Below are 22,115 nucleotides of genomic sequence, written 5' to 3' on the forward strand. Positions count from 1 at the left end.
ATTTTAATTATGACACACTATATAAAAACCTTTGAAGTTAGCTTATGAGACCAATCTCCACAATTTTTATTTATTTTCTTATTTTAATCATTTGTTCCAGAAGCTATTCTCAATCTGTTTCTGCAGTAAATAAATTTTCAGATTCAACTTCTTCATTTGTAGAACTCACCGGATTTGGTAGCTCTACCTCACGCACACCTTTTTGGATTCAGGCTAACCAGTTTGGTATTGTTCCTCGTGCAAGCCCTGCTGGAAGTGTGCATGCCGGTTTCGATTATTTCCATAGCCTTTCCAATGATGAAACTAATAAATGGAGAATCGGATTTGGTGTGGAGGCAGTAGGTAATATTACAAAACAAGAAAATAAATTTCTTCTTCCACAAGCATATGCTTCTATCCGGTTTAAAAATTGGGAATTTTCGGTTGGAAGAAAAAAACAATGGGTTGGATTAGCAGACTCAACCCTCGGAACCGGATCTTATGCATGGTCCGGAAATGCTATGCCTATTCCTAAAATCCAACTTGGTACAATGGGATTTGTTGCCGTCCCATTCACGAAAGGATGGGTTTCTTTTAATGGGTTTTACTCTGACGGATTCTTTGAAAATAATCGCCCGATTACCAGTGACTTGAAACTCCACCAAAAGGCTATTTACTTAAGATTGGGTAAATCTACTTCCAGACTGAAGTTATATGCAGGCGCCAATCACCAAGTTCAATGGGGAGGAAAATCGCCTTATTTGACAGTCGACGGTAAAATGCCAAGTGGCTTTGGAAACTATATTAATATGGTTACTGGAAGATTAGGGGTGAAAGGAACAAATGCTACCTATTTCGATAGCACCAATAGAATAGGGAATCAATTAGGAAGTATTGATCTAGCTGTTGAAATAGAGACATATGGATCAAGTATTCTGATATACAGGCAAACACCATACGAAGACGGTTCAATCTTTTATTTGACTGGGCTTAAAGATGGGTTAAATGGGCTTCGTATCCGCAGAAAGAATTCATATGGTTCCAATTTTCAAATCACCGAAGGTGTCTTGGAATTCCTTTATACAAAAGATCAGGGAGGAGATAATTTTGTAATTACCGATGGAAAAAACAGAGGACATGATAATTACTTCAATCACGCCCAGGTTCGGGATGGTTGGTCCTATTATGATCGCACTATCGGTACACCTTTTATTACGCCGACATCCGATACTAGATGGAAATGGCCTAGTTACGCAGACAGCTTTACAAGCAATAACCGCGTAAGTGTTATACATATTGGCCTAAAAGGCACTTTAATGCAAAAAATCATATGGACAACAAAATTATCATATTCCAGTAATTCAGGAACGTATGACGAGCCATTTATCTCCTCCCCCACCCAATTTTCCGGCCTGTTAACCATGCAAGGCAAGATCAACATCTTTGGCGGCACAATCCTGAAAGGGTCAGTGGCGGCGGATTTAGGCAAGTTATATGCTGATACTTATGGGTTTACGTTGGGACTAAGAAAGGAAGGGCTTTTAAGTAAATAGGTTCTCGTCATTAATAAAAGGCCATTAAAAATTATATTTTGGTGGCCTTCATTTTACATATTACCACGAATCGCCGTCGCCAAATCAGCCAGCTCTTCCTGTGAAATCTTTATCTTTTTACTAAAATCTGCATCAGCCATACTGTTTAAAGGAAGCAAATGGATATGTGCATGAGGAACTTCCAGCCCAATTACACTGACACCTATCCGCAAACAGGGTACTGTCTTTTCCAAAGCAGGTACAATGCTTTTTGCAAAAAGGAAAAGCCGGGTGTAAGTATCGTCGTCCAGATCAAAAATATAGTCAACTTCTTTCTTTGGAATCACTAACGTATGTCCTTTGGCGATAGGGAATGCATCGAGGAAAGCTAAAAACTCTTCATTCTCAGCAATTTTGTGGGAAGGAATTTCTCCGCTGACAATTCTTGAAAATATAGAAGCCATCAATTGTTTTGTTTTTCGGATCTGACAAAAATATAAATAGAATTACTTAAACTTTAATACGATTTTAAGTAATTCCATTCCCAAAAGTACTTAATATTGTGATCCAAAACATTTAAAAATAATAGCACATGAATTTGACAAAATGGCAAGGATTTGGCAAAACAGCCCTAATCGCCTTATTTTCACTCGCACTTCTTGGAAACGAAGCACAGGCACAAAAAGGCAAATGGGTAAAATTGTTTGACGGTAAAACATTGACCGGATGGCATAGCTGGCAGGAAACTTCGGTTTTGCCTCAATGGAAAATCGAAGATGGTGCTATCGTTCTTGCTGACAAAGGAGGAAAAGACCTGGTTACGGATAAAGAATATGCTGATTTTGAACTGGAACTGGACTGGAAGATCAGTGAAGGTGGTAACAGTGGAATTATTTATCACGTGACTGAAGACAAAAAATACTGCTGTCCCTATTCTACGGGTCCGGAAATTCAGATTTTGGACGATGTGAAACATCCTGACGCAAAAGCTGGAAAAGACGGAAATCACAAATCAGCTTCTCTTTACGATATGCTTCCTCCAAGTGATTTTACTGCTACAAAACCTGCCGGTGAATGGAACAAAGCTAAAATCATTATCAAGAACGGTCATGGTGAAAGCTGGTTGAACGGCAAAAAGCTGGTTGAATTCTCAACGATGGGTCCTGAGTGGGAGAAGCTTGTTGCTAACAGCAAGTTCAAAACATGGGATGGTTTCGGTGTATCGCAAAAAGGCAAAATTGCTTTGCAGGATCATGGGAACAAAGTTTCCTTCAAAAATATCCGGATCAAAGAACTTTAGTCCTCTAAGTTCATCGATCCGGCCCAGTATTCGCGGCTGTAAATTCGTCTGACAGGCCAGTTTTTCAGTCGCAGCAGAAGGGGTAAATAAGCGTGTGGTTCTTTTGACGATTTACTTCGGTGATACAAATCATCGTCCGTCAGGATCAGACCTTTATATACCCCTTCTTCTTTTATAGTAAGATCCGAAAACGGCAGTTCTTTATAAAGATCAGGCCGGAGTTTTGCCAGTCTGTCTTTCAATAACCAGTTTGACCTGAAACGATCCGTTGCTAACGGTTTTGGCTGGTAATTCCCTTCTGAAACCTGCTGTGCATAATTAAGATACGCTTTCAATAATCTTGGCCCTTCATTTGCAGTCTGTTCCGTTTGTAATTGTTCGGGCCAGACACTGGTTACAAAGTAGATCTTTTCTCTCGCACGGGTTACTGCTACATTGAGTCTGTTTTCGCCGCCCTGCATGTTAAGACTACCAAAATTCATTGCTATTTTTCCCTTTTCATCGGGGGCGTAACCCATTGAGAAAATAATAATATCCCTTTCGTCTCCCTGAACATTTTCAATATTTTTGACAAATAAATCATTTCCAGTGACCTTTTCTCTTTCCAAAACCTCCTGGATAAGCTGTTGCTGATAAAAATTAAACGTGACTACACCAAGCGTTTTATCAGTTGTGCCCAGCTCTCGTATAAGTTCAACCACTTTTTCAGCTTCGATCAAATTCATGTTATTTTTCCAGACACCGTCTGTTTTAACATAAGAAATCCCCGGCTCCTGTTTGTTTATCAAATTGAAATCGGGCAGCAGTCGTAAAGAATTTTTATAAAAATGCTGATTTGAAAAACCAATCAGATCCAGAGAAAGACTACGGTAATGTCCCGATAGTTGATACTGGTCCAGACTTTGGGCAGCCAGATCAAGTAAAGAAACAACTTCGAGTGCTACCGAAACTTCTTCTTCATCCGGTTTTTCTTCATACCGGACTTTGTATAAATCACTTGGAGAAAGTTGTCTAGCATCGCCCGTTACAACAACCTGTTTCCCGCGAAAAGCCGCAGGTAATCCATATTCCGCATAACACTGTGAAGCTTCATCAAAAATAACCATGTCAAATAAATCAGCCTGCATCGGGAATATGGCAGAAACGGCTTCGGGAGATGCCATCCAGCATGGAATTAATGAAAAAACGTCTTCCGCATAATTTTCCAAAAGCTTCCGGATCGGCCAGATTTTTCGTTTTTTAGTCACCTGATGATTTAATTCGCGGTAGGTGACCCGGTTTCCAAGTCTGTTTTTTTCAATATCCTGATAGGTTGCTTCCCGAAGTTTTATTCCTGTTATATCCCGGCTTAAATTCTGCTTTTCTTCAATACTACCTTGCAGCTGCTCTTCCCACTGCTGCATTTTCAGAGAAGTGACAGCCCTTAACTCCGGGAATTTATTTTCAATATGTTCAATCCATTCAAGGGAAATACTGTTTTCAAACAAGCTCACAAATTGCTCAGAACTATTGTATTCAGATTTTTGACCCTTTGAAATAATACGTTTCGTGATGGTTTGTTCATTTGCGTTCATTTCAAACACAATTCTGTCCATCTCCACAAGCGAATCAAAATCACGGCTTAAAGAAGAAAGTAGTTCTCTGCTGTAATTTTCAGGCTGTAAAATCAGTTTTTCAATTTGTAGTGGTAATAGAAATGGGGTCAACATTTCTTCCAGTCGTCCCCATGATTTAATCCAACCCGACATTTTTTCGATATTGATCTGGAAATCATTCAAATTTTCAGATTGCAAAGCCAAATGAATAATTATTTCTTGCCAGGGTTTTAATAGTGAGCGGGAAACTCCATCAGCAGCTTTTTCAGCATCCTGAAAAAAGTGAATATGTTGTTGCTCAAAAGAAGCATTAAATTCAAGGAATTTCTCATCGAAATCCAGTAAAGGACTTCGAAGCCAGTTTTCCAGTTCAATTCTGTTGCGCAGTCGGAGTTCTAGTTTTCCAAGATCCTCAGCAGAGGTAGTAAGACCGTTTTTGAGCGCAATATCTGTTACCGCAGCTTTTTCGTTCCCAAACAAATTCCACCAAATTCCGGATACAGAGGATTGCTTTGCATCCATTGCTTTTTTCAATTGTGCACGAAACGGGGTAAGCCCGGATTGGTTTAAGTTTGATTCAATCCCATCTTCCACAAACCCTTCCAGTGAATCCGTCGTCTGACGGATAAATGCCAGCCTCTCGGAACTGTTTTTATCGGAATCAATATATTTTTTGAAGAGATTATAGACAGCTTCCTTTTGAATCAGTTCGGAGATATCATTCAGTCTTTCAAGGATTTCACTTCTGTTTTGAATATAATCAATTGAAAAAGGCCTTCCTGCTATTTTTTCAAATTTACGACTTTGAAGATTATATGCTTCCGGCCAATCGGACAACATTTTTTCCATATTTCGTAAATCCCCAATGCTATATTTTGCAAAACTTTTTCGGTTAAACCATGCATGTTGTTTATTAAAATGTAGGTGATAACCTGTCAATGTTTTCAATCTTCTCTTAAAATCATCCCATTGATCAAGACGAAAAAAGCGGTAAAGATCTTTGACATCAATGATTTCCGCTTTGTTGTCACAGGTCAGATATAATTCTTTCACAGAAACACCGCTTTCGGTGTCATCAAATAATGCACTTCTGAAAACATCAAGCTCCCCTACTGTACGATCAATCTGACGGCTTTCCTGACCGAATTGCCTTTCCAGAAAAACAGCATCCAGACTATAATTTTGCTGACGATAGGATTCTACCTGCTCAATCTGCGTTGCAAATTGACGATACAAATCAGCCCGGTCATTTTTAAAATCGTGAATAAGCGCTACAAACGGATCCATACCTACGGTCTTTAACCGCTGATGAACGACATCCAGCGCAGCCCGTTTCTGACAAACCAGTAAAACACGTTTTCCCTGTGAAGCAAAATCGGCCATTAAATTACAGATCAACTGAGATTTTCCGCTTCCGGGCGGGCCCTGCACTACAACAGATTTGCCCGATTTTACAGCTCGGACAATCCCTTCCTGAGACTCATCAATTGCAAAAGGGGTTAATATTTGCTCTTCTCTTAAAATGGGTTGCGGTTCTTCGCTAACCAATTCTGAAATTTCCTGCGATTGAAAACTTTCATCAATTTCGTCATTAAGCAAAAGCATTTTAAATGTTTCCTGCTCCGACAATTCCAACAAAGTATTATAATCCGGCACAAGGTAGGAACCCGCCTGCGGGAATATTCCCAGCACAGCTTCCGGATAAAGTTTCAGCTCGCCATTTTTTTCCAAAAGCTGCAAGTCTGCGCTTTTGTGAATAGCGAATGGAGCTAACTTATCTTCGAAAAGCTGCTGATTAAAGTTAATTTTAAGCGGCGTTTCTTTCAGCCATTCGTAAAGCTGGGTCCTGAATTCAAGTATGTCTTTTGAAAAATCCTCAAAAGATTTTTCAAGTATTTCGTCTGAAATTACGGCCTCATTGAAATGTGCATAGGCCAGCGAGAAACTGCGGTTCAACGTAATACCAATGTCATCACGTTCAAACAAACACCACTGCTCCCGGTCAATCCGAAGCGTTACCGGAAAAAATAATAAGGGTGCGTGAATGGGCGTGCCGTCAGAAAGTTTTCCACGAACAAACGGGTAGCCAACATAGAGATCTCTCGAACCCCGCTCCTCTTCTATAAAATGCTCCGTGCGCGCTATTTTGCGCAAACGCTTGCTGACTTCATTTACCTTTTCAAAACGGGGATCCTGTATATCACAAACAGGAATCCGGTTTTTTCGCTGAATCAGGTTTTGAATAAATTCAAAGGAAGATTTCCCAAGAAGAAAATCCGTTTCGTTTAAATCCAGAAATTGCTCAGCCGGAAGGCTCGTTAACAAAAGTGACTTGTTACGCGTGCTGAGGTTAGTCAGTCGTTTTAAATAAGCTTTAAGGATTCGGTTCATAGATTTAAAACGATCCTTGCGAATTAACTATTGGATACGATTTCTTTTACTTCTTCTTTTTCGGGAAAAATAACCGAGGCAAGGATACTTACTGCCAGGATTCCAAGGATTACGTAGAGCGAATAAACGGTCTTGAAACCCATTTCTTCAAGTGGAACATGTGCCAGCATTTTTCCACCAATAAAGACGAGAAGTACACCAAGTCCATATTTAAGAAAGCGAAAAAGTCCCATTATGTTGCTCAAAAAGAAGAACATCGATCGAAGACCCATGATAGCAAAAATGTTTGAAAAGAAAACCACGTAAGGATCCTTTGTGACAGAGAAAACGGCAGGAACTGAATCCACGGCAAAGATCAAATCCGTAAATTCAACGATAAGAACAACAACGAAAAGAGGTGTAACAAGCCATTTCCCTTTTTTCTTTACGAAGAAATGTTCGTAAACATAACGCGGAAAAACGGAGAAATATTTTGAAGCAAATTTAACTACCGGATGTTTGGCAGGATCAATTGTTTCATCTTCTTCCCCCTGAAAGAAAATTTTGCCCCCTTGATAAACGAGCAATATACCAAATAGATAAATGATCCACTCGAAACGCTGGATTAATGCAGAACCTACAAAAATAAAAACAAAACGCATTAAAATGGCTCCTAAAACACCCCAGAATAATACCTTTTTATAGTATTTGGGACGTACTCCAAACGAAGCAAATATGAGAATGATTACGAAAATATTATCTACTGAAAGGGCGTATTCGAGCAAATAACCGGTAATAAATTCCAGAGACATATTCTTCCGGTATATTTCCAAACTTGCTTCAAAATTATCAGGAATAAGCTTTAACTGAGGTGCATATTTGGATTGAATTATCGAGAGATCTTCGTAATTAGTAACGCCATGAACTAAATCGCCATGCGTTTTAATGACCATGTAAAATACGAGCGCCAATACAATCCAGGCGACGGTCCAGGCAGCAGCTTCTTTAAATTTTACAACATGATCTTTTTTATTAAAAACTCCCAGATCTAAAAGGAGCATGATGCCAATCACTAAAAGGAAACCTCCAAAAAACAGTACTTCGCTCGAAAACATGAAAATTTATTTTTTTATACCTGGACAACGACAGAGATGAGTCATAAAAATCAATGAGAATTGTCCCCATTGTCAATACGACACAAAGGTAATCAAAATTTGAAGTGCCGGAGGCTATTTGGACAAACGGTTGTAAGTATAATCTTTCCTCCCTAAAATCGATTAAGTATGGTTTACTGGCTTGAAAGAAATTCATCCGATTGGAAAATAAATTTCTCATTCATTATTTCAAAACCAACGTTCTAACTCTATTTTTAGATCATATTTTAGATAACATTCATTGATCTCAAAAAAAAAGTGAATTTTTTATTTTCGCTAACTATTATGATTTACAATTTGTTAATAGTTTGTTTCATTTTTTTTCAAAAATATTTTCATCAAACACTTGCGCCGCATGGCTCATATGAATACCTTTGCACCACGTTAATCAAATAACGCACCAGACAACACGCAGAAGTAGCTCAGCTGGTAGAGCGCAACCTTGCCAAGGTTGAGGTCGCGAGTTCGAACCTCGTCTTCTGCTCAGAGATATCAAGCACCGGAAACGGTGCTTTTTCTCATAAAAACCGACAAACTTGTTTGAAGGTGGGTTAATGCCAGGGTGGTGGAACTGGTAGACACGCAGGACTTAAAATCCTGTGAGCTGTAAGGCTCGTACGGGTTCGATTCCCGTCCCCGGTACATCACTGTCAAGGAGTTACGATCTTTTCGTAACTCCTTTTTTTGTGCCCTTTAATTTTGTGCCAAACATTTGCCAAACATCATTTATTGGATTAGGCGCCTTTGAAAAATTTCTCGAACAATGTAAAGCGTAATAATACTCTATAGAAAGCGTATTATTACGTATAGCCATATAGGAGGATTTTAAATAGTTTTGCTAAAACTAAACATCCTCTCTATGAACAACTTTACTATTAAATTAATCTTTATTTGCTCCTGCATAATTCCATTCTCGGTTGCGGCACAGTCCATAAATGGCAATAAACAGTTTGAGAGATACGAAGTGGAAATTGATGCGTCAGATTTAGCTTCAATAGTCAAAACCTTAGATCCCTCAACAGCGACGCCGCAAATACTTAGTGAAAAAATAAGCCCTGAAGCGTTATTGAGAAGTGTGCTGAATAAGCTAATTTCCTTTGAAGCCGATGGCCCAGAAAAAAATAGACTTCAAACAATTCTATCAACAATAAATCCCTATCTCATACCAAATCCGGAAAAGGATAAAAAAGGACTAATAGCATTACATCATCCCATAAGTTTGGAGACATTTTACAAAAAAACAGTAGATGAAATTTCCACCAATCATTTTACCGAGCTTAAAGCTGAGCAAAATTTAATGATGAACTCCTTAGCATTAGCTCAAAGGGAATACTTATCAAATTTAAATTTAATTGAAAAACTTGTAGCTAAACGACAAGTTGATAGTACTTTAAAATATTTGGCCCTAAATGAAAGATTAAATATTTTAATGAAAGATTTAAGGCAGGGATTAATAGAAAAGCAGAAAGAAGGGATCGACGAAGTGAGGAAAGTATATGGTAGTACTCCTCGGTATATCGAGGATACAACAAAAATCGAACAGGCTCTGGTCGGAACAATTACAGATGACAAGTATTTTCTAAATAGTAAAAAAGTCGCTATTGTTTTAATAGGAAATACGAAAAAACTTACATCGGTAAAAATCACTTTGGTAAACAAGGAAAGAAATATCAAAGGTGAAATTATTGCTATGGGTGATCTTATTAAAGGAGTAGTTGGTGGTTCAAGAGGAGAAGATATCTTTACTAGTGATCCCTTTAAAGACGGCACAGAAAGTGTAAAAATTACTTTTCTGATACCAAAGAATGACAATAAAATTAGACCACCCTACGATATCCGGATCTTAGCAAATAACCTTAAAGATACTGTTCAAGTATTTGAGAAAGTCCACTTTCGATTAAAGGTTTCGTTTGGGGCGGGAAAAGCCGATGTAAGTTATTTCGGACTAAAAAATAATCAGTTAACCTTCAATCCAGACTCCACTAGAAAAACACAAATAAAGTCAAGCCTTGCTGCTTTGATTGGTTGGTATCCATGGGGACAGGATATTTCTCATATAGATGGAAAATTCTATCAAAAACCCTTAGAAAGAATTTCATTAAATGGTGGTGTTAGAATCAGCAAAGATCCTCTTGAAGCATTATTTCTAGGCATAAACTATGATATTCAAAAGAATTTTGGACTCTTCGTCAGCAGTTCTTGGTACTCCTCCACTATCACAAATGTTGTACCACTAAATACGGGATCAAATGTAGTAGGCTATTTAAAAGATTCCGATAAAAGAAACTACAATGTTCGAATATTTTTTGGTTTAACGATGTCTCCAAGTGCCATAGGTGAACTCCTTGGTTTAAACAAAAAATAATGATGAAGAAGATAAAGTTTATTATTGGGTTAATGTTAATTATAACGATGGACGGATACAGCCAACAAGAATCCACACCGTTCGACATGCCAGATATTATTTATATTAGTCCTCAAAATAATGCTAATAATTTGAGGGATCAAATAGCAAAGTTATATGATTTGATAAATAACAATTCCGATATTTTCAAAACCCCGAATAAAAAGGCTTCCGACAAGATTTTACCTCTACACCCAGATGATCTTTTGAACACGTTACGCTTTGAAAGCCCAGATACAGTTAGTAGCAATTTTTTTAAGCTTGAAAAAACCTTGAAGGACACTGACAAAAGTATTCAAACTATTATTGATCGACAACATCGTTGGCCTACTCAAACTATATTAAAAGTTTGTTACATTGATAGAGACAAAGAAGAACTTGCTAAGAAAATTTTTGCGATTGCGTTTGAATGGAATAAGAATCAATCGATTAAACTGGTCCTGGACGATCCCAAATATCTATCATCTTGTGACGGTTGTATAAATTGTGTGAGAGTTAGTACAAACAGTAATCGATTACCTAATGAATTACGAGTAAAGTCGGATTGGGCAGCTGTTGGTAGCGAGTTACGTTCAGTTACTAGTACCCAAAAAGCGACTGTATATTTTCATAAATTGGAAAATGTTGTAGACAAAAATGATGAATTCCGAAGTAGAGTGCTTCATGAATTCGGTCATGTATTAGGAATTATGCATGAGCACCAATACCCTCTAAATAATGAATGCAAAATTGATGGTTTACGAGCATCCGAGGCATTAATAACTAGAATAAAAACTGAAGAACCGTCAACACAAATTACTGATTTACTTAGGCATGATGTTCAGGAAATAGTCAGAATTAATTATCTACCGCTAACATCTGCTTCGCTTTATGACTTTGGTGAAAAGTATGACGAATTTTCGGTCTTAAACTATTCTCTTACCAAAGATTTTTTTGCCGAAAATGTTAAGATGGAGTGCTACAATCACCCACGTCGCTCAGCTTTATCTGATAATGATATAATTTATTTTGACAATTATTATAGGCGTATTTTAGTGCCTAACACAATTGCCTTTCAAAATTGGAAATTTAATGACATGAATAAGTCATTAAAACCAAAAAACGAAGTAAGCGTTGACTCTAACAATGATGAGGAAATTTTAAAAAATGCTAAGAAAACATTACAAAGTTTAGAACGCTTTGTCAGAAATCAAATAGCTCTAAAATAATTAATTTTTACGTATTGGGAATGACCAACAATGATTTTGTTTTGAGTATGTATCCGTTATGCAAGTAATATGCCTTGAAGAAACTGCCTTCTATGCTCTGATTGAGCAAGTAGTTAGCCGCTTGAAAGAAAGTAATGGCGATCTTAAAGAGAAATGGATTTCTGATGAGCAAGCAATGCAATTTTTGAACATTAAGTCTAAAACAACTTTGCAGAAACTTCGCGATGAAGGAAAGATACGATTCTCTCAGCCACAAAAAAAAATTATTCTTTATGATCGTGAATCGATAATGGCATATTTGGAAAAAAATTCACGAGAAACCTTTTGATCATGGAAGAACAAGAAAAGTTAGATCCGATTTATATAAAGGGATTTAACGAAGGATATCTTATTTCTCAGCATATGCCTGAAATAGCCGATCAGTTAGCAAAAGCATATGGTACAAATGCGCGTGGCCAAGGATTTAACCATGGCAAAGAGCAATATTTAAACGAACAATTCGAACAGCGTTTGCCTTCGTGGATGAAACATAAGCAGCAAAAGAATGATCCAGAACAGAATGTTGGTAGAAACAAAAATTTAGATCGTGACATGGATGTCGAAAAATAGCTTCTTTTTTTTCAGCAGCTATTCCATGTTAGGTTCTTCTACATCTCTTTTGGGGTTCATTTCTTCTTTTCCATTTCCTGACTGGCGACTTAACTTATCAATAAATCTATCTGACATTTCATCAAGGGAGAATTCTTTTTTATAACTTTGAATTCCCGATTTCCCATCATTGCTTTTTGCGCCGTCCTTCTCATGAGTGAAGCGGCTGAAATGAAGGGACTCCATATATCCAAAAGATCTATCCGTTTTCTTGACCTCACCACGAATGTCTTTGAGTTCGCTTGGGGTTTTATCCTTATCCACCACCCTGCTCAATTTATGTTTGACCAAAGATCGCAAATGCGATGCTAATTTAGGATCGGCGTCTCTTGTTTCCCTATGTACCTTCCTTTCAAAGTTTCTGCTTACAATATCCCGGTGTTGATTAAATCGCTTTTCAGTCTTTTTAGGCTTATACCCTATATTCGCGTCATCAGCACCGGGAGGACGGTAAGATAATGTTGGCCCCTGCTTCGTACGCAAGTTGGCAATCGCTTTATCGATTTGATTGACTTGCTCCTGCGCTTCTTTGAAGGGTTTTTCTAAATGCGAATACTGCGGTGGGAATATTGGCTTTTCCTCTTCATCATCATCTTTTGCCATACATTCTGAAATTTTAGATTGCATAAATCGAAGGATGTGCTAATATATAAAATATTTCTTTGATTAGCTTCAGGAGCTTACATGTCAGTTTACACGGAAGAAGAGTTACAAAAGGTAATTGATGAATCCTTTGGCGGTAACAAACGCGCCTATTATGAAGCGGCAGCAAAAAGTAAAAGAGAAATAATCAGTTTCCAAGACCTTGTTGCGGCTGAAACTGTCCTGCCCCATTTAACTGACAGTGGCCACGAGTTAATAAATTTCTATCTCGGTTATATTCCAGACAACTTCGACACCCTTCCTCAGGAAGCTTTCATTCGCACCGTTGTTTACCAATTTAAAAACGGCAGTATTACGAAAGACGAATTATTTGAGCAAGCAGCAATCCATATCAAAGAAATTCGAAACAACGTGATGAAAGAACATTTACAGGAAGGTTTTGATTTTGAAACATATCAGGACTATGAAAGCTTCCATCCTGAATATCGATTTGCAGTATCTGACAGACTCAAGATGTTTATGGGATATGAGCCCAATCTGGAACATTCTGTTAAAGTCGAGCTAATGCTTCGACAACAGATGGCCAATGACCTTTGCTATTTCCCAGATGACGAGATGACAAGCCTGGATATTCAAGCGGTCTCTATCATTAAATATCGGAAAATCCTCCTTACTGATGGCAAAGCCGCAGCCGACGCCTCTCCTTTGTTGGTTGATACGCTGTTGAAAAATTAATTCGCAAATTTTTTCAAAAAAAATAATCCAAATCTTTTCATTTTTTAGCAAAAAATGTAGTTTTGGTTATTACCTCCTCATCTCAACGTTATATTTAATATGAGTTTTATCAATTTAGATAAACCAATACTCAGCATACCTCATGCTACAGGATCTGCTGAATGGACGATCCGCGACGCCGTGGAAGGCGTACAAATTTTTGGAGGAATTGGCTCTGGCAAAACCTCTGGTTCCGGAAAAATGTTGGCTCTCAAATATCTTTCTCATGGATTTGGAGGATTAGTCCTAACTGCAAAGCAAGACGAAAAAGATCTCTGGGTCCAATACTGTAAAGAGACTAACCGAATGTCGGATTTGGTGATTATCGAGCCAAACGGAAAATATCATTTTAATTTTCTCGAATATGAAACGTCCCGCTCAAACGGGAACGAAGCGATTACAGACAATATCGTCCAGGTATTAAAAACTGTCATTAAGGCCGGTAAAGAAAAAGAAGAAGGCGGTGGTGGTTCAGATGATGCATTCTGGCAGACAGCGCTTGACATGCTCCTGTTCAACGTCATTGATTTATGCCGGATGGCTTATGGCGAAATCTCGGTTGAGCATATGTATGAAATCGTACAATCTATACCAAAAGCTCAGCCGGATTCTCAAAACGAAGACGATAAAAAAGAAACAGGCGCTTTCGACAAAGCGTATGATATAGCGCACGCCAAAGTCTTACAAAAGGCGAAAGAGTGGTTTCAAAGTTTATCTCCTGGAGAAAAACATGCCATTTCGGATGAGGAAGCCTACAATCGTGCAATATTGGAAGCTGTTCCTGAGGCGCGGCTTTTAAAATTTTTGCATGAGTTTTTCATGGATAATTTCAAAAACCTTAGTTCTAAAACGAGGTCAATAATTGAATTTACTTTTTCCGGGTTTTTGTTTCGGCTCTTGCGGGAGCCAGTTTATTCTATTTTTTGTAAGCATAAATCTAATGTGGTTCCTGAGGATTGCTTAAAAGGAAAAATCATTCTCATAAATCTTCCTGTGAAAGTTTATCATAAGGTTGGGCGGGATTGCCAAATCCTGTTCAAGTATGTGTGGCAGCGTGCTATGGAGAGACGAATAATCACTCCTCAATCACCACCAGTATTTTTATGGGCCGATGAAGCACAGAATTTTTTGCATGAGCATGATGCGGAATATCAGGCAACAGCACGTAGCAGCCGCATATCAACAGTGTATATAAGCCAGAACCTTCCAAATTATTATGCGTCGATGGGAGGACAAAAAGCGGAATACAAGGTTAAAAGCTTTCTTGGAACATTGGGAACCAAGATATTTCATTCAAATGCTGATATAGAAACCAACAAATACAGTTCTGAGCTTTTCGGGGATATTTTGTATGAGGAGCATGGGACATCAGTTCAGACGGGAGAAAAGTTTTCGCATGGTGATAGTTTTTCATTAAAAATGGATAAACATATAAGACCAGAAGAATTCTTGAAGCTTAAAACCGGAGGCCCGAGAAACGGTCACCGTGTAGAAGGCTTCTTCCATAAACAGGGTGATGCTCTGTTTGGGGGACATAGTTTTACCAAAGCAATCTTTAATCAAAACCGTAATCCCAAATCGTAATCCTCATGAAAAAAAACCTCTATTACCACGCAGTTTTCCAACGAAAAAACCCAGTAAAAGAATTCTTTTTTAATATTTTCACTGCCCTGGCTTCCTGGCCTCGCCTGCTTTTGGAAGTATTTTTACGCAAAAATTTCGGAGAACGTTATTTTTCGTTCTCTACTGCTGTCATCATGGCGTTCTTTTTGGCATTAATGCCAGTGCTGCTCAATAAGATATTTGACAGTTATATGAGACAGTTTGATTCTTTGTACGACATATTTGTTAAGTATCTTGAATGGTACATATTCATAGGTATCTTCCTTGCCGTTGCCTATTTCAGGCAGAAAGAAATTGATAGAAATCCATCGGTTTTTGATCTCGGAAAATTTAGCTTATCATCTGGCGATACAAATCCATTGTTTGAAAAAGTCACAATTTTTAAGAATAGAGAAGTTGCAGGAGGGCCGAAAGTGGGACCTGATCAACGTCAAATAGCTACCATATTAGAGCCCCTAGTCTGTCTAATTGTTGGCTTGATTTTAATCAAGATGGGTGCCATCTCAGGTGCGCTTATTGCAATTAGCAGTATATTTTACTCATTCAGTTATATGGCGGCATTCCATGTGGGAGATAACTTCATCATGGATAAGATAGATGAACTTATCTGTAATCAGGAACTCTATAGTTCCTTTGTCGAGGGAATTGAACCAAGTAAAACACGTGGGGTAAATTACTATGGTCGTCGTCCTGCCGATCCAGAGATAAGGAGAAAAGTGGCGGAGACGTTTACAGAGCAGCAGTCAGAAACTGCTGAGGTTTTTTAAGCGTAAGCTGTGCTTAGGGAAGACGTCTGATACTATTTCTATAATGATACAGGCAATTTTTCGAAGCACAGCAAAACCAATTTCCCGTTTTAACCAGCATTCTTTGTTATTATCAACACACGAATATTTCTCAGTTCGTAAAAAACGCCTGTAAAGTCCCCGGTCATGATAAGAATGATCCAGAGTATTTCAGCCGCTCACGCCAAAGCTTACTTCTCTCAGTCCTTGGATAAATCCGATTATTATATCGATGATCAGGAGCTGAACGGGAAAATCCAGGGCAGACTTGCAGAACGTTTAGGCATTACCGGTCCAGCAACAAAAGAATCATTTTTTGCACTGTCTGAAAATGTAAACCCTGCAACTGGGGAGCAATTAACAGCGCGTCAGAGAGAAGAAAGAACAGTAGGCTATGACATTAATTTTCATTGCCCAAAATCGGTGTCGATCCTGCATGCTCTTTCAAAAGACGATCATCTTCTGGAACTGTTTCACGACAGTGTCAAAGAAACGATGAAGGATATAGAACGGGACAGCAAGACACGTGTCCGTAAAAAAGGTGCGTATGATGACAGAGAAACAGGAGAGCTTGTGTGGGCAGACTTTGTCCATCAGACAGCTCGACCAGTAGACGGCTCAGTTCCCGATCCCCATCTTCACGCACACTGTTTCGTATTTAACGCCACATGGGATGAACAGGAAGAACGGATCAAGGCCGGACAATTCAGAGATATCAATAGAGACATGCCTTATTACCAGGCAAGGTTTCATAAAAGGCTATCTGATAATCTTATCAAAGAGGGGTATGAGATCCGACGGGCTGGAAAATCATTTGAAGTTACAGGAGTTCCAAAGAACGTCATCGCCCTGTTTTCCAAGCGCACCGACGAAATCGGTCGCATTGCGAAAGAAAAGGGCATTACCGATATCGACGAACTGGGCGCATTAGGTGCCAGAACTCGATCTAAAAAACAAAAGGGTTTATCCATGTCCGAACTTAAAACTGAATGGAAAAGACAGATAAAGGAACTGGAGCCCGACAAGGATGATGATGGCAATTCAGCAGTCCGGTTCTCCACTGAAAAGCAGAAAGACAAGCTCTCCCCTGAACTCTGTGTTGATCATGCGATGCTCCACGGCTTTGAGCGTGCTTCGGTGATGCATGACAGACGACTGCTGGATGCGGCCTATCGTCACAGCATTGGGGATAGTTCGATTTCTCTTGAAGACGTTACCAGTCATTTTCAGCAGGATGATCGCATCATCCATGTGAAGGATAAGTTTCGTACCATGTGTACAACCCGTCAGGTACTGTCAGAAGAACAAAAGATGGTGAAGCTGGCCCGTGAGGGTCAAGGGAAGTTAAAGCCCCTATATAGCCAGGTTCCTGAGCTGTTTTTGAACGGCCAGCAGGCAGAAGCGGTTCGACATGTTCTGACTACCCCTCACCGTGTTTCGATTATAAGAGGAGCAGCGGGAACGGGTAAAACTACATTGATGAAAGAGGCTGCCAGTTTGATGAAAAAGGCCGGAAAACAGGTAATTGTTGTTGCTCCCACCGCTCAGGCGTCACGTGGTGTCCTTCGCGAAGAAGGGTTTGATAAGGCAGAAACTGTTGCAACATTACTGCAAAACAAAAAAATGCAGGATAAGTTGAAAGATCAGGTTCTTTGGGTAGATGAAGCTGGATTGCTGGGAACAAAGGATATGACTTCCCTCCTTGAACTTGTTACAAAACAGAATGCCCGGCTTATCCTTGGAGGAGATACCAGGCAACATTCCAGTGTAATAAGAGGAGATGCTCTGCGTATACTTAATACTGTAGGTGGCATCAAAACGGCCGAAGTCAGTAAAATTTATCGTCAGAAAAACTTTGAGTTCCGTTCAGTCGTAGAAGATCTCTCAAAAGGTAATGTAAAAGATGGTTTTGAAAAGCTTGACCAGATACAATCTATTCAAAATATTGATCCTTTGAAGCCCAATGATTTGATCGTTGGCGATTACATCGAAGCAGTAAAAAAGGGGAAATCTGCTCTGGTGATTGCTCCCACCCATCAGCAGGGAGACGAAGTCACCGATGAAATACGCAAAAAGTTAAAATCTGCCGGGTTAGTCGGCAAAAAAGAAATATCAGCGTCAAGATTTAAAAACCTTAATCTGACAGAAGCAGAGAAAGCAGACTGGCGTAATTTTCAACCTGGGCAGGTTGTTCAGTTTAATCAGAATGTCCCTGGTATTAAACGAGGCAGTCTCTGGAATGTAACTACAACATCAAACAAAGCTGTGATGATATCCAATGACGATAACCAGCTTATCCCTTTGCCTGTGGAAAAAAGTAGTCAGTTTGAAGTGTATTCCAAAAGCGAAATCGGTATTTCAAAAGGAGATATTATCCGGATTACGCGGAATGGATTTGATGAAAAAGATTCCCGTCTGAATAACGGTCAAATTTTGGAAGTGGTGGGAGTAAAGAAAAAGGGCGATATAATGCTACGGAATAAATTCAGCAAAGAATCTTATCAGCTGAAAAAAGATTATGGCCATATTGCTCATGCCCATTGTATTACTTCCCATGCATCGCAGGGGAAAACCGTTGATGAGGTGTTTATCTCGCAGCCAGCTGCCACTTTTCCTGCAACTGATGCAAAGCAATTCTATGTATCGGTCTCCCGGGCACGGGAGCGGGCTCGTATTTACACAGATGACAAGGAGCAATTGCTTCATCATGCTTCCCAAATGGGTGACAGGATGTCCGCGATAGAGCTTGTCAGCAAGCGGAACAAGTCCGAGGAAATGGCGCAGCAGCATATCAGGGATGAAATGAGCCGATCTCCAGCTCTACCTGAAAAACCAAAAAATATTGACAAATCAAGTCCAACCAGACATCAAGACTATGAGCCAGGGATTTAAATTGCGATACGATCAAATACGTGAGGGGGATCCTGGTAAAACCAATGCTCCGTCCTCTGTAACTCATCACAATGAACTTTATGACGTTTCCGGTCATGCAAGGAGCCTCTGTCTTGTCTGGCCAGATAATACGCGCATGTTTTTCAATTACGCTTATCTGATATCTGGCGCATTCAGTGATACAGATGAGAAAAACGTAATTACCCTTAATTTTTCTGGACATTCCATTCAAATCAAAGGCTTTGGCCTGGAAAGCATTTTCATGGCTTTGCTGGAACATGTCCCGAGAATAATTGTTGCTACTGACGAAAGATATGTAACGGATGACACAAATCAGGAAGCAGTTATCACAGAAATGTTTGTAGAGAAGAGAGACGAGTAATCTTATCAGATAACAGAGTTGAAAGAAAAAGCTGGACAGAAATTATTCCGTCCAGCTCATTGTGTTATTTAATATTAGGCTTGTTCTTGCGGACAGTTAGAGCAATCTTCTGACCCAAGCTGTCAAGAGAAAGATTGAGTCCCTCTCCGTCCAGATGTCCCCATGCAACCCCGGCTTTAATCCACTCAGGTTTATTAGAGCCCTCCTTTGTCTTTAAAAAATAAACTGTGTGTGTTGGGTATTTTGAGTTGGTTTCAGTTTCGTTAGTCATCATCATATCTCCTTTTTTTGTTGTTGATGATGGAAGTAAAAGGACCCGTTAAATCGTGAAAGCTCCCCGTAGACAAAAAATCGATGTGCAACGTCTATTTTTTGACGAAGTCGTAAGAGCATTTTCATTGCCTTTAATGAAAATGAGGGATTAGCGTATCACGAGGTAATGGGTCATTCTGACATCATCTGAAAACAACAAAGAAAGTAGATGTACTAATGATCTATATGAAAACAGGATTTCCGCCACAAGAGAATTTTAAATTTAAACTGACGATCCGGATCAAGGAATTATAATGTCTGCCATAATTATGAGATAAAGTTAACTCATCAATCATTCGGTTTATCTACGAGATAATCAATTTGAAGTTTTATAAGGAGGTGCCCGAATTTGGTAAAACAAGTTCATATTGATCCTTTAGATAATCTGAGGTTGGAGAGAGTGAATATATTCGACTGCCTTCTGTGCATGGGATGCTGCCGAGAATATAAACCGTTTATCATCATTGAGAACTTTCAACCAAGACTGAATGTAAGCTGCATGACGTTCTTCCGGAAGCGGCTCCAGCCCAAGATCAGCTCCTAAAAAGCAGGAACCTAATTCGGCAACAAGCTCTTCTTTGGCGTACATTTGATCGCAATATGCCTTTCTACCAAAATCGCGATCAAGGCGTTGAGGATGTTTGCTCCAATGAGTAATTTCATGAGCAAGTGTAGAGTAATAGAGTGTTGGATCTTCAAAGCTCTCAATTGGCGGCATGGAGATGTAATCGACATGCTGTGCATAAAACGCCTTTGTTCCCTGACGAATATCTGCTTTTGTCTCGGCAAAAAACTTATCCAATGTTTCATTTCGAAGGTTAGCTGGTTCGATCTGCTTTTCAGGCAACTGATAAAAGTGATCCGGGAGCCCATCAATTTGAGAAGCATTGAAAACAGTATAGGTTTTTAAAAACGGTATTTTACTAGTGACAGTCTCTCCATTTTTGTCCTCCTCCTGTTTTGTGATGCTATCTGCATAAACAATTTGTGCACCTTTTTCACCCTTACGGACTGACCCTTTGAGCTCTATAGCCTGATTAAAAGTCATCCAGTGTGGCTGAGCATACTCTTTTTCAGCTGCTGTTGCCCATAACAGAATGGTATTGATCCCAGTGTAGGAAATACCATTCCACCGGAGCGGACGCATAATATTTCCTTCCATGTATGCAGAATTCCAAGGCTTGCGCCATGTAAGTTCACCTTTTTCAAGATCTGAAATAATTTTCGCAGTTACTCTGGAATACACGTCCTTTAAAGATGGATCAGAATTATCATTCTGTCCAGTTCGCGTTGATTTTGATTTATTATAAGCGTTTTTGGATTTAGTTGATGTCATGTATTATCTCCGTTCGTGTTGGTTTGACGGCGTTGGAATGACACGGGGGTATAAGGGAATGAACCGGCAACAATTTTGTTCGCGCGAGGAATGCCGAAGGCAGGGGAAAATTGTTGTTGGTGGAATGAGCGCCCCCGTGTACAACGACAGCTCAAAAACAAACCGACGGAGTCTGATCAAATGATCAACCCGAAACCCTTGGCAAATTATAAGTCAGTAAATTATCGGACTAGAAATATGTCACAGCCTAAGATGGTGCATATGCCAGGCATTGACGTCTTTATGAGGGCTATAAATATTGTTCATCGGTGCATGGGATAGACCATCTTCAGATTTGAAGAATTCAGCAAAGGCTTCCGTGGCTTTTTGTCCGGCAGGATCGTTATCCATCCATGTATAGGCAATGCGATAGCCATATTTGTGGATATAAGCCATTGCCTCTTTTGCGCAGGAAACTGAATTTAATACGATGGTGTCTGCTTTCAGGGGACGGCCATTTAGTTGAACAATTGCTGAAAGGTAATCAAGAAACCCTTCAAACAAATGGATACCATCGGGTTTTGGCACCCTGCCCCGTATAAAGCTGATTGATTTTGGTCTCAGACAAGCTTTAAAAAATGGATTGCGAAGCTCAAATCCGCCGTCTTCGTTTGGAAAACCAAGACAGGTAATTCGTTTGCCGGAATTGCTGTTGAGAACTTGAAGTTCCCTTAGATGGCGTTTGGCTAAATTTAAGGGAATACCCCGCTTTTCAAGATAACGGATCAGCGCAACGTTAGTGAGTGGGCGATTGGATTTTAAGGAAAGCGGACTATCTTCTTTTTCAAAGCTGCGTTCTTTCCGTACTGGCAAAAGAGAACTGACCGGAAATTCAGAAGATAAATTAGATATCCAGCGTAGCGCATCAGAAACAGTATGGGCTTCGTTCTGCCGTTCCAGGTAAACACATGCGAATTTAACCAGATCACCACCTATCCCCTCCCCATGATCAAACCATACATTTTCGTTAATATTTACGAAAAAACTGGGGGTTCGCTCGTTGCGAAAGGGTGATAAATAGCGGAGTTCTTTGTTGGAGGAGGACTTAGGTATAAGATTTAGCTTGCCCAGAATTTCGGATATAGCTATAGATTTAGCAAGTTCAATATTCATTATGCTCTCTCATAGGATGTGGTGGTATGGAACCCAGGGAAGGAAAAAGTTCTTCGAAAACTTTTC

The 22,115-nt window shown here is 39.4% G+C and carries 17 protein-coding genes and 2 tRNA genes; 13 read left to right on the forward strand and 6 right to left on the reverse strand.

Annotated features, from left to right (window positions below; genetic code table 11):
* The first annotated feature begins 44 nt into the window (after positions 1 to 44).
* Positions 45 to 1,532, forward strand: a complete 1,488-nt coding sequence (locus tag FDK13_RS05425; RefSeq protein ID WP_137338971.1) for a capsule assembly Wzi family protein — start codon at positions 45 to 47, stop codon at positions 1,530 to 1,532.
* A gap of 53 nt (positions 1,533 to 1,585) precedes the next feature.
* On the opposite strand, the gene FDK13_RS05430 is transcribed toward FDK13_RS05425, so the two are convergent.
* On the reverse strand, positions 1,586 to 1,975 hold the full coding sequence (locus FDK13_RS05430) for an HIT family protein (protein WP_137338972.1): 390 nt from the start codon (positions 1,973 to 1,975) through the stop codon (positions 1,586 to 1,588).
* 128 nt (positions 1,976 to 2,103) lie between these two features.
* On the opposite strand from FDK13_RS05430, the gene FDK13_RS05435 reads away from it, so the two are divergent.
* Complete coding sequence (locus FDK13_RS05435; RefSeq protein WP_137338973.1) at positions 2,104 to 2,811, forward strand: 3-keto-disaccharide hydrolase; 708 nt, start codon at positions 2,104 to 2,106, stop codon at positions 2,809 to 2,811.
* Here the strand turns inward: FDK13_RS05435 and FDK13_RS05440 are convergent.
* The gene (locus tag FDK13_RS05440; protein WP_137338974.1) at positions 2,808 to 6,797 is read right to left on the reverse strand and encodes an AAA domain-containing protein; all 3,990 of its coding nucleotides are present in this window, start codon (positions 6,795 to 6,797) and stop codon (positions 2,808 to 2,810) included. The genes FDK13_RS05435 and FDK13_RS05440 overlap by 4 nt on opposite strands.
* A gap of 23 nt (positions 6,798 to 6,820) precedes the next feature.
* Positions 6,821 to 7,891: a TerC/Alx family metal homeostasis membrane protein gene (locus tag FDK13_RS05445; protein ID WP_137338975.1), complete on the reverse strand. Its 1,071-nt coding sequence runs from the start codon at positions 7,889 to 7,891 to the stop codon at positions 6,821 to 6,823.
* Between the two features lie 450 nt (positions 7,892 to 8,341).
* Here FDK13_RS05445 and FDK13_RS05450 point away from each other — a divergent pair.
* From FDK13_RS05450 to FDK13_RS05475, 6 genes are all read left to right on the forward strand, one after another.
* A tRNA-Gly gene (locus FDK13_RS05450) sits at positions 8,342 to 8,414 on the forward strand.
* Between the two features lie 72 nt (positions 8,415 to 8,486).
* Positions 8,487 to 8,572, forward strand: a tRNA-Leu gene (locus tag FDK13_RS05455).
* Positions 8,573 to 8,789: 217 nt separating this feature from the next.
* A complete protein-coding gene (locus tag FDK13_RS05460) occupies positions 8,790 to 10,295 on the forward strand; it encodes a hypothetical protein (protein WP_137338976.1) in 1,506 nt (501 codons plus the stop codon).
* On the forward strand, positions 10,295 to 11,542 hold the full coding sequence (locus FDK13_RS05465; protein WP_137338977.1) for a zinc metalloprotease: 1,248 nt from the start codon (positions 10,295 to 10,297) through the stop codon (positions 11,540 to 11,542). Before FDK13_RS05460 ends, FDK13_RS05465 begins: the two co-directional genes overlap by 1 nt.
* 58 nt (positions 11,543 to 11,600) lie before the next feature.
* Positions 11,601 to 11,870: a helix-turn-helix domain-containing protein gene (locus FDK13_RS05470; protein ID WP_137338978.1), complete on the forward strand. Its 270-nt coding sequence runs from the start codon at positions 11,601 to 11,603 to the stop codon at positions 11,868 to 11,870.
* Positions 11,871 to 11,872: 2 nt separating this feature from the next.
* Entirely contained in the window at positions 11,873 to 12,151 is a 279-nt protein-coding gene (locus FDK13_RS05475; RefSeq protein WP_137338979.1) for a hypothetical protein, read from the forward strand.
* Between the two features lie 18 nt (positions 12,152 to 12,169).
* Here FDK13_RS05475 and FDK13_RS05480 read toward each other — a convergent pair whose 3' ends face one another.
* Positions 12,170 to 12,793, reverse strand: coding sequence for a hypothetical protein (locus FDK13_RS05480; protein WP_137338980.1), 624 nt, complete (start codon positions 12,791 to 12,793; stop codon positions 12,170 to 12,172).
* A gap of 81 nt (positions 12,794 to 12,874) precedes the next feature.
* Between FDK13_RS05480 and FDK13_RS05485 the strand changes: the two genes are divergently transcribed.
* The 5 genes from FDK13_RS05485 (at position 12,875) to FDK13_RS05505 (ending at position 19,249) form a co-directional block, all read left to right on the forward strand.
* Positions 12,875 to 13,528 carry a hypothetical protein gene (locus FDK13_RS05485; protein WP_137338981.1) on the forward strand — a complete coding sequence of 218 codons (654 nt, stop codon included), beginning with the start codon at positions 12,875 to 12,877 and terminating at the stop codon, positions 13,526 to 13,528.
* A gap of 99 nt (positions 13,529 to 13,627) precedes the next feature.
* A complete protein-coding gene (locus FDK13_RS05490; RefSeq protein ID WP_137338982.1) occupies positions 13,628 to 15,151 on the forward strand; it encodes a type IV secretory system conjugative DNA transfer family protein in 1,524 nt (507 codons plus the stop codon).
* 5 nt (positions 15,152 to 15,156) lie between these two features.
* Complete coding sequence (locus FDK13_RS05495; RefSeq protein ID WP_137338983.1) at positions 15,157 to 15,957, forward strand: hypothetical protein; 801 nt, start codon at positions 15,157 to 15,159, stop codon at positions 15,955 to 15,957.
* Positions 15,958 to 16,122: 165 nt separating this feature from the next.
* Positions 16,123 to 18,867, forward strand: a complete 2,745-nt coding sequence (gene mobF / locus FDK13_RS05500) for a MobF family relaxase (protein ID WP_229215914.1) — start codon at positions 16,123 to 16,125, stop codon at positions 18,865 to 18,867.
* Entirely contained in the window at positions 18,851 to 19,249 is a 399-nt protein-coding gene (locus FDK13_RS05505; protein WP_137338984.1) for a hypothetical protein, read from the forward strand. The genes mobF and FDK13_RS05505 overlap by 17 nt, the downstream gene beginning before the upstream one ends.
* 688 nt (positions 19,250 to 19,937) lie before the next feature.
* Here the strand turns inward: FDK13_RS05505 and FDK13_RS05510 are convergent.
* Entirely contained in the window at positions 19,938 to 20,897 is a 960-nt protein-coding gene (locus FDK13_RS05510; RefSeq protein WP_137338985.1) for an ArdC family protein, read from the reverse strand.
* 240 nt (positions 20,898 to 21,137) lie between these two features.
* The gene (locus tag FDK13_RS05515) at positions 21,138 to 22,049 is read right to left on the reverse strand and encodes a DUF8464 domain-containing protein (protein WP_137338986.1); all 912 of its coding nucleotides are present in this window, start codon (positions 22,047 to 22,049) and stop codon (positions 21,138 to 21,140) included.
* Between the last annotated feature and the right edge of the window lie 66 nt (positions 22,050 to 22,115).

This window comes from Dyadobacter frigoris (assembly GCF_005280585.1).
Taxonomy (GTDB): Bacteria; Bacteroidota; Bacteroidia; order Cytophagales; family Spirosomataceae; genus Dyadobacter; species Dyadobacter frigoris.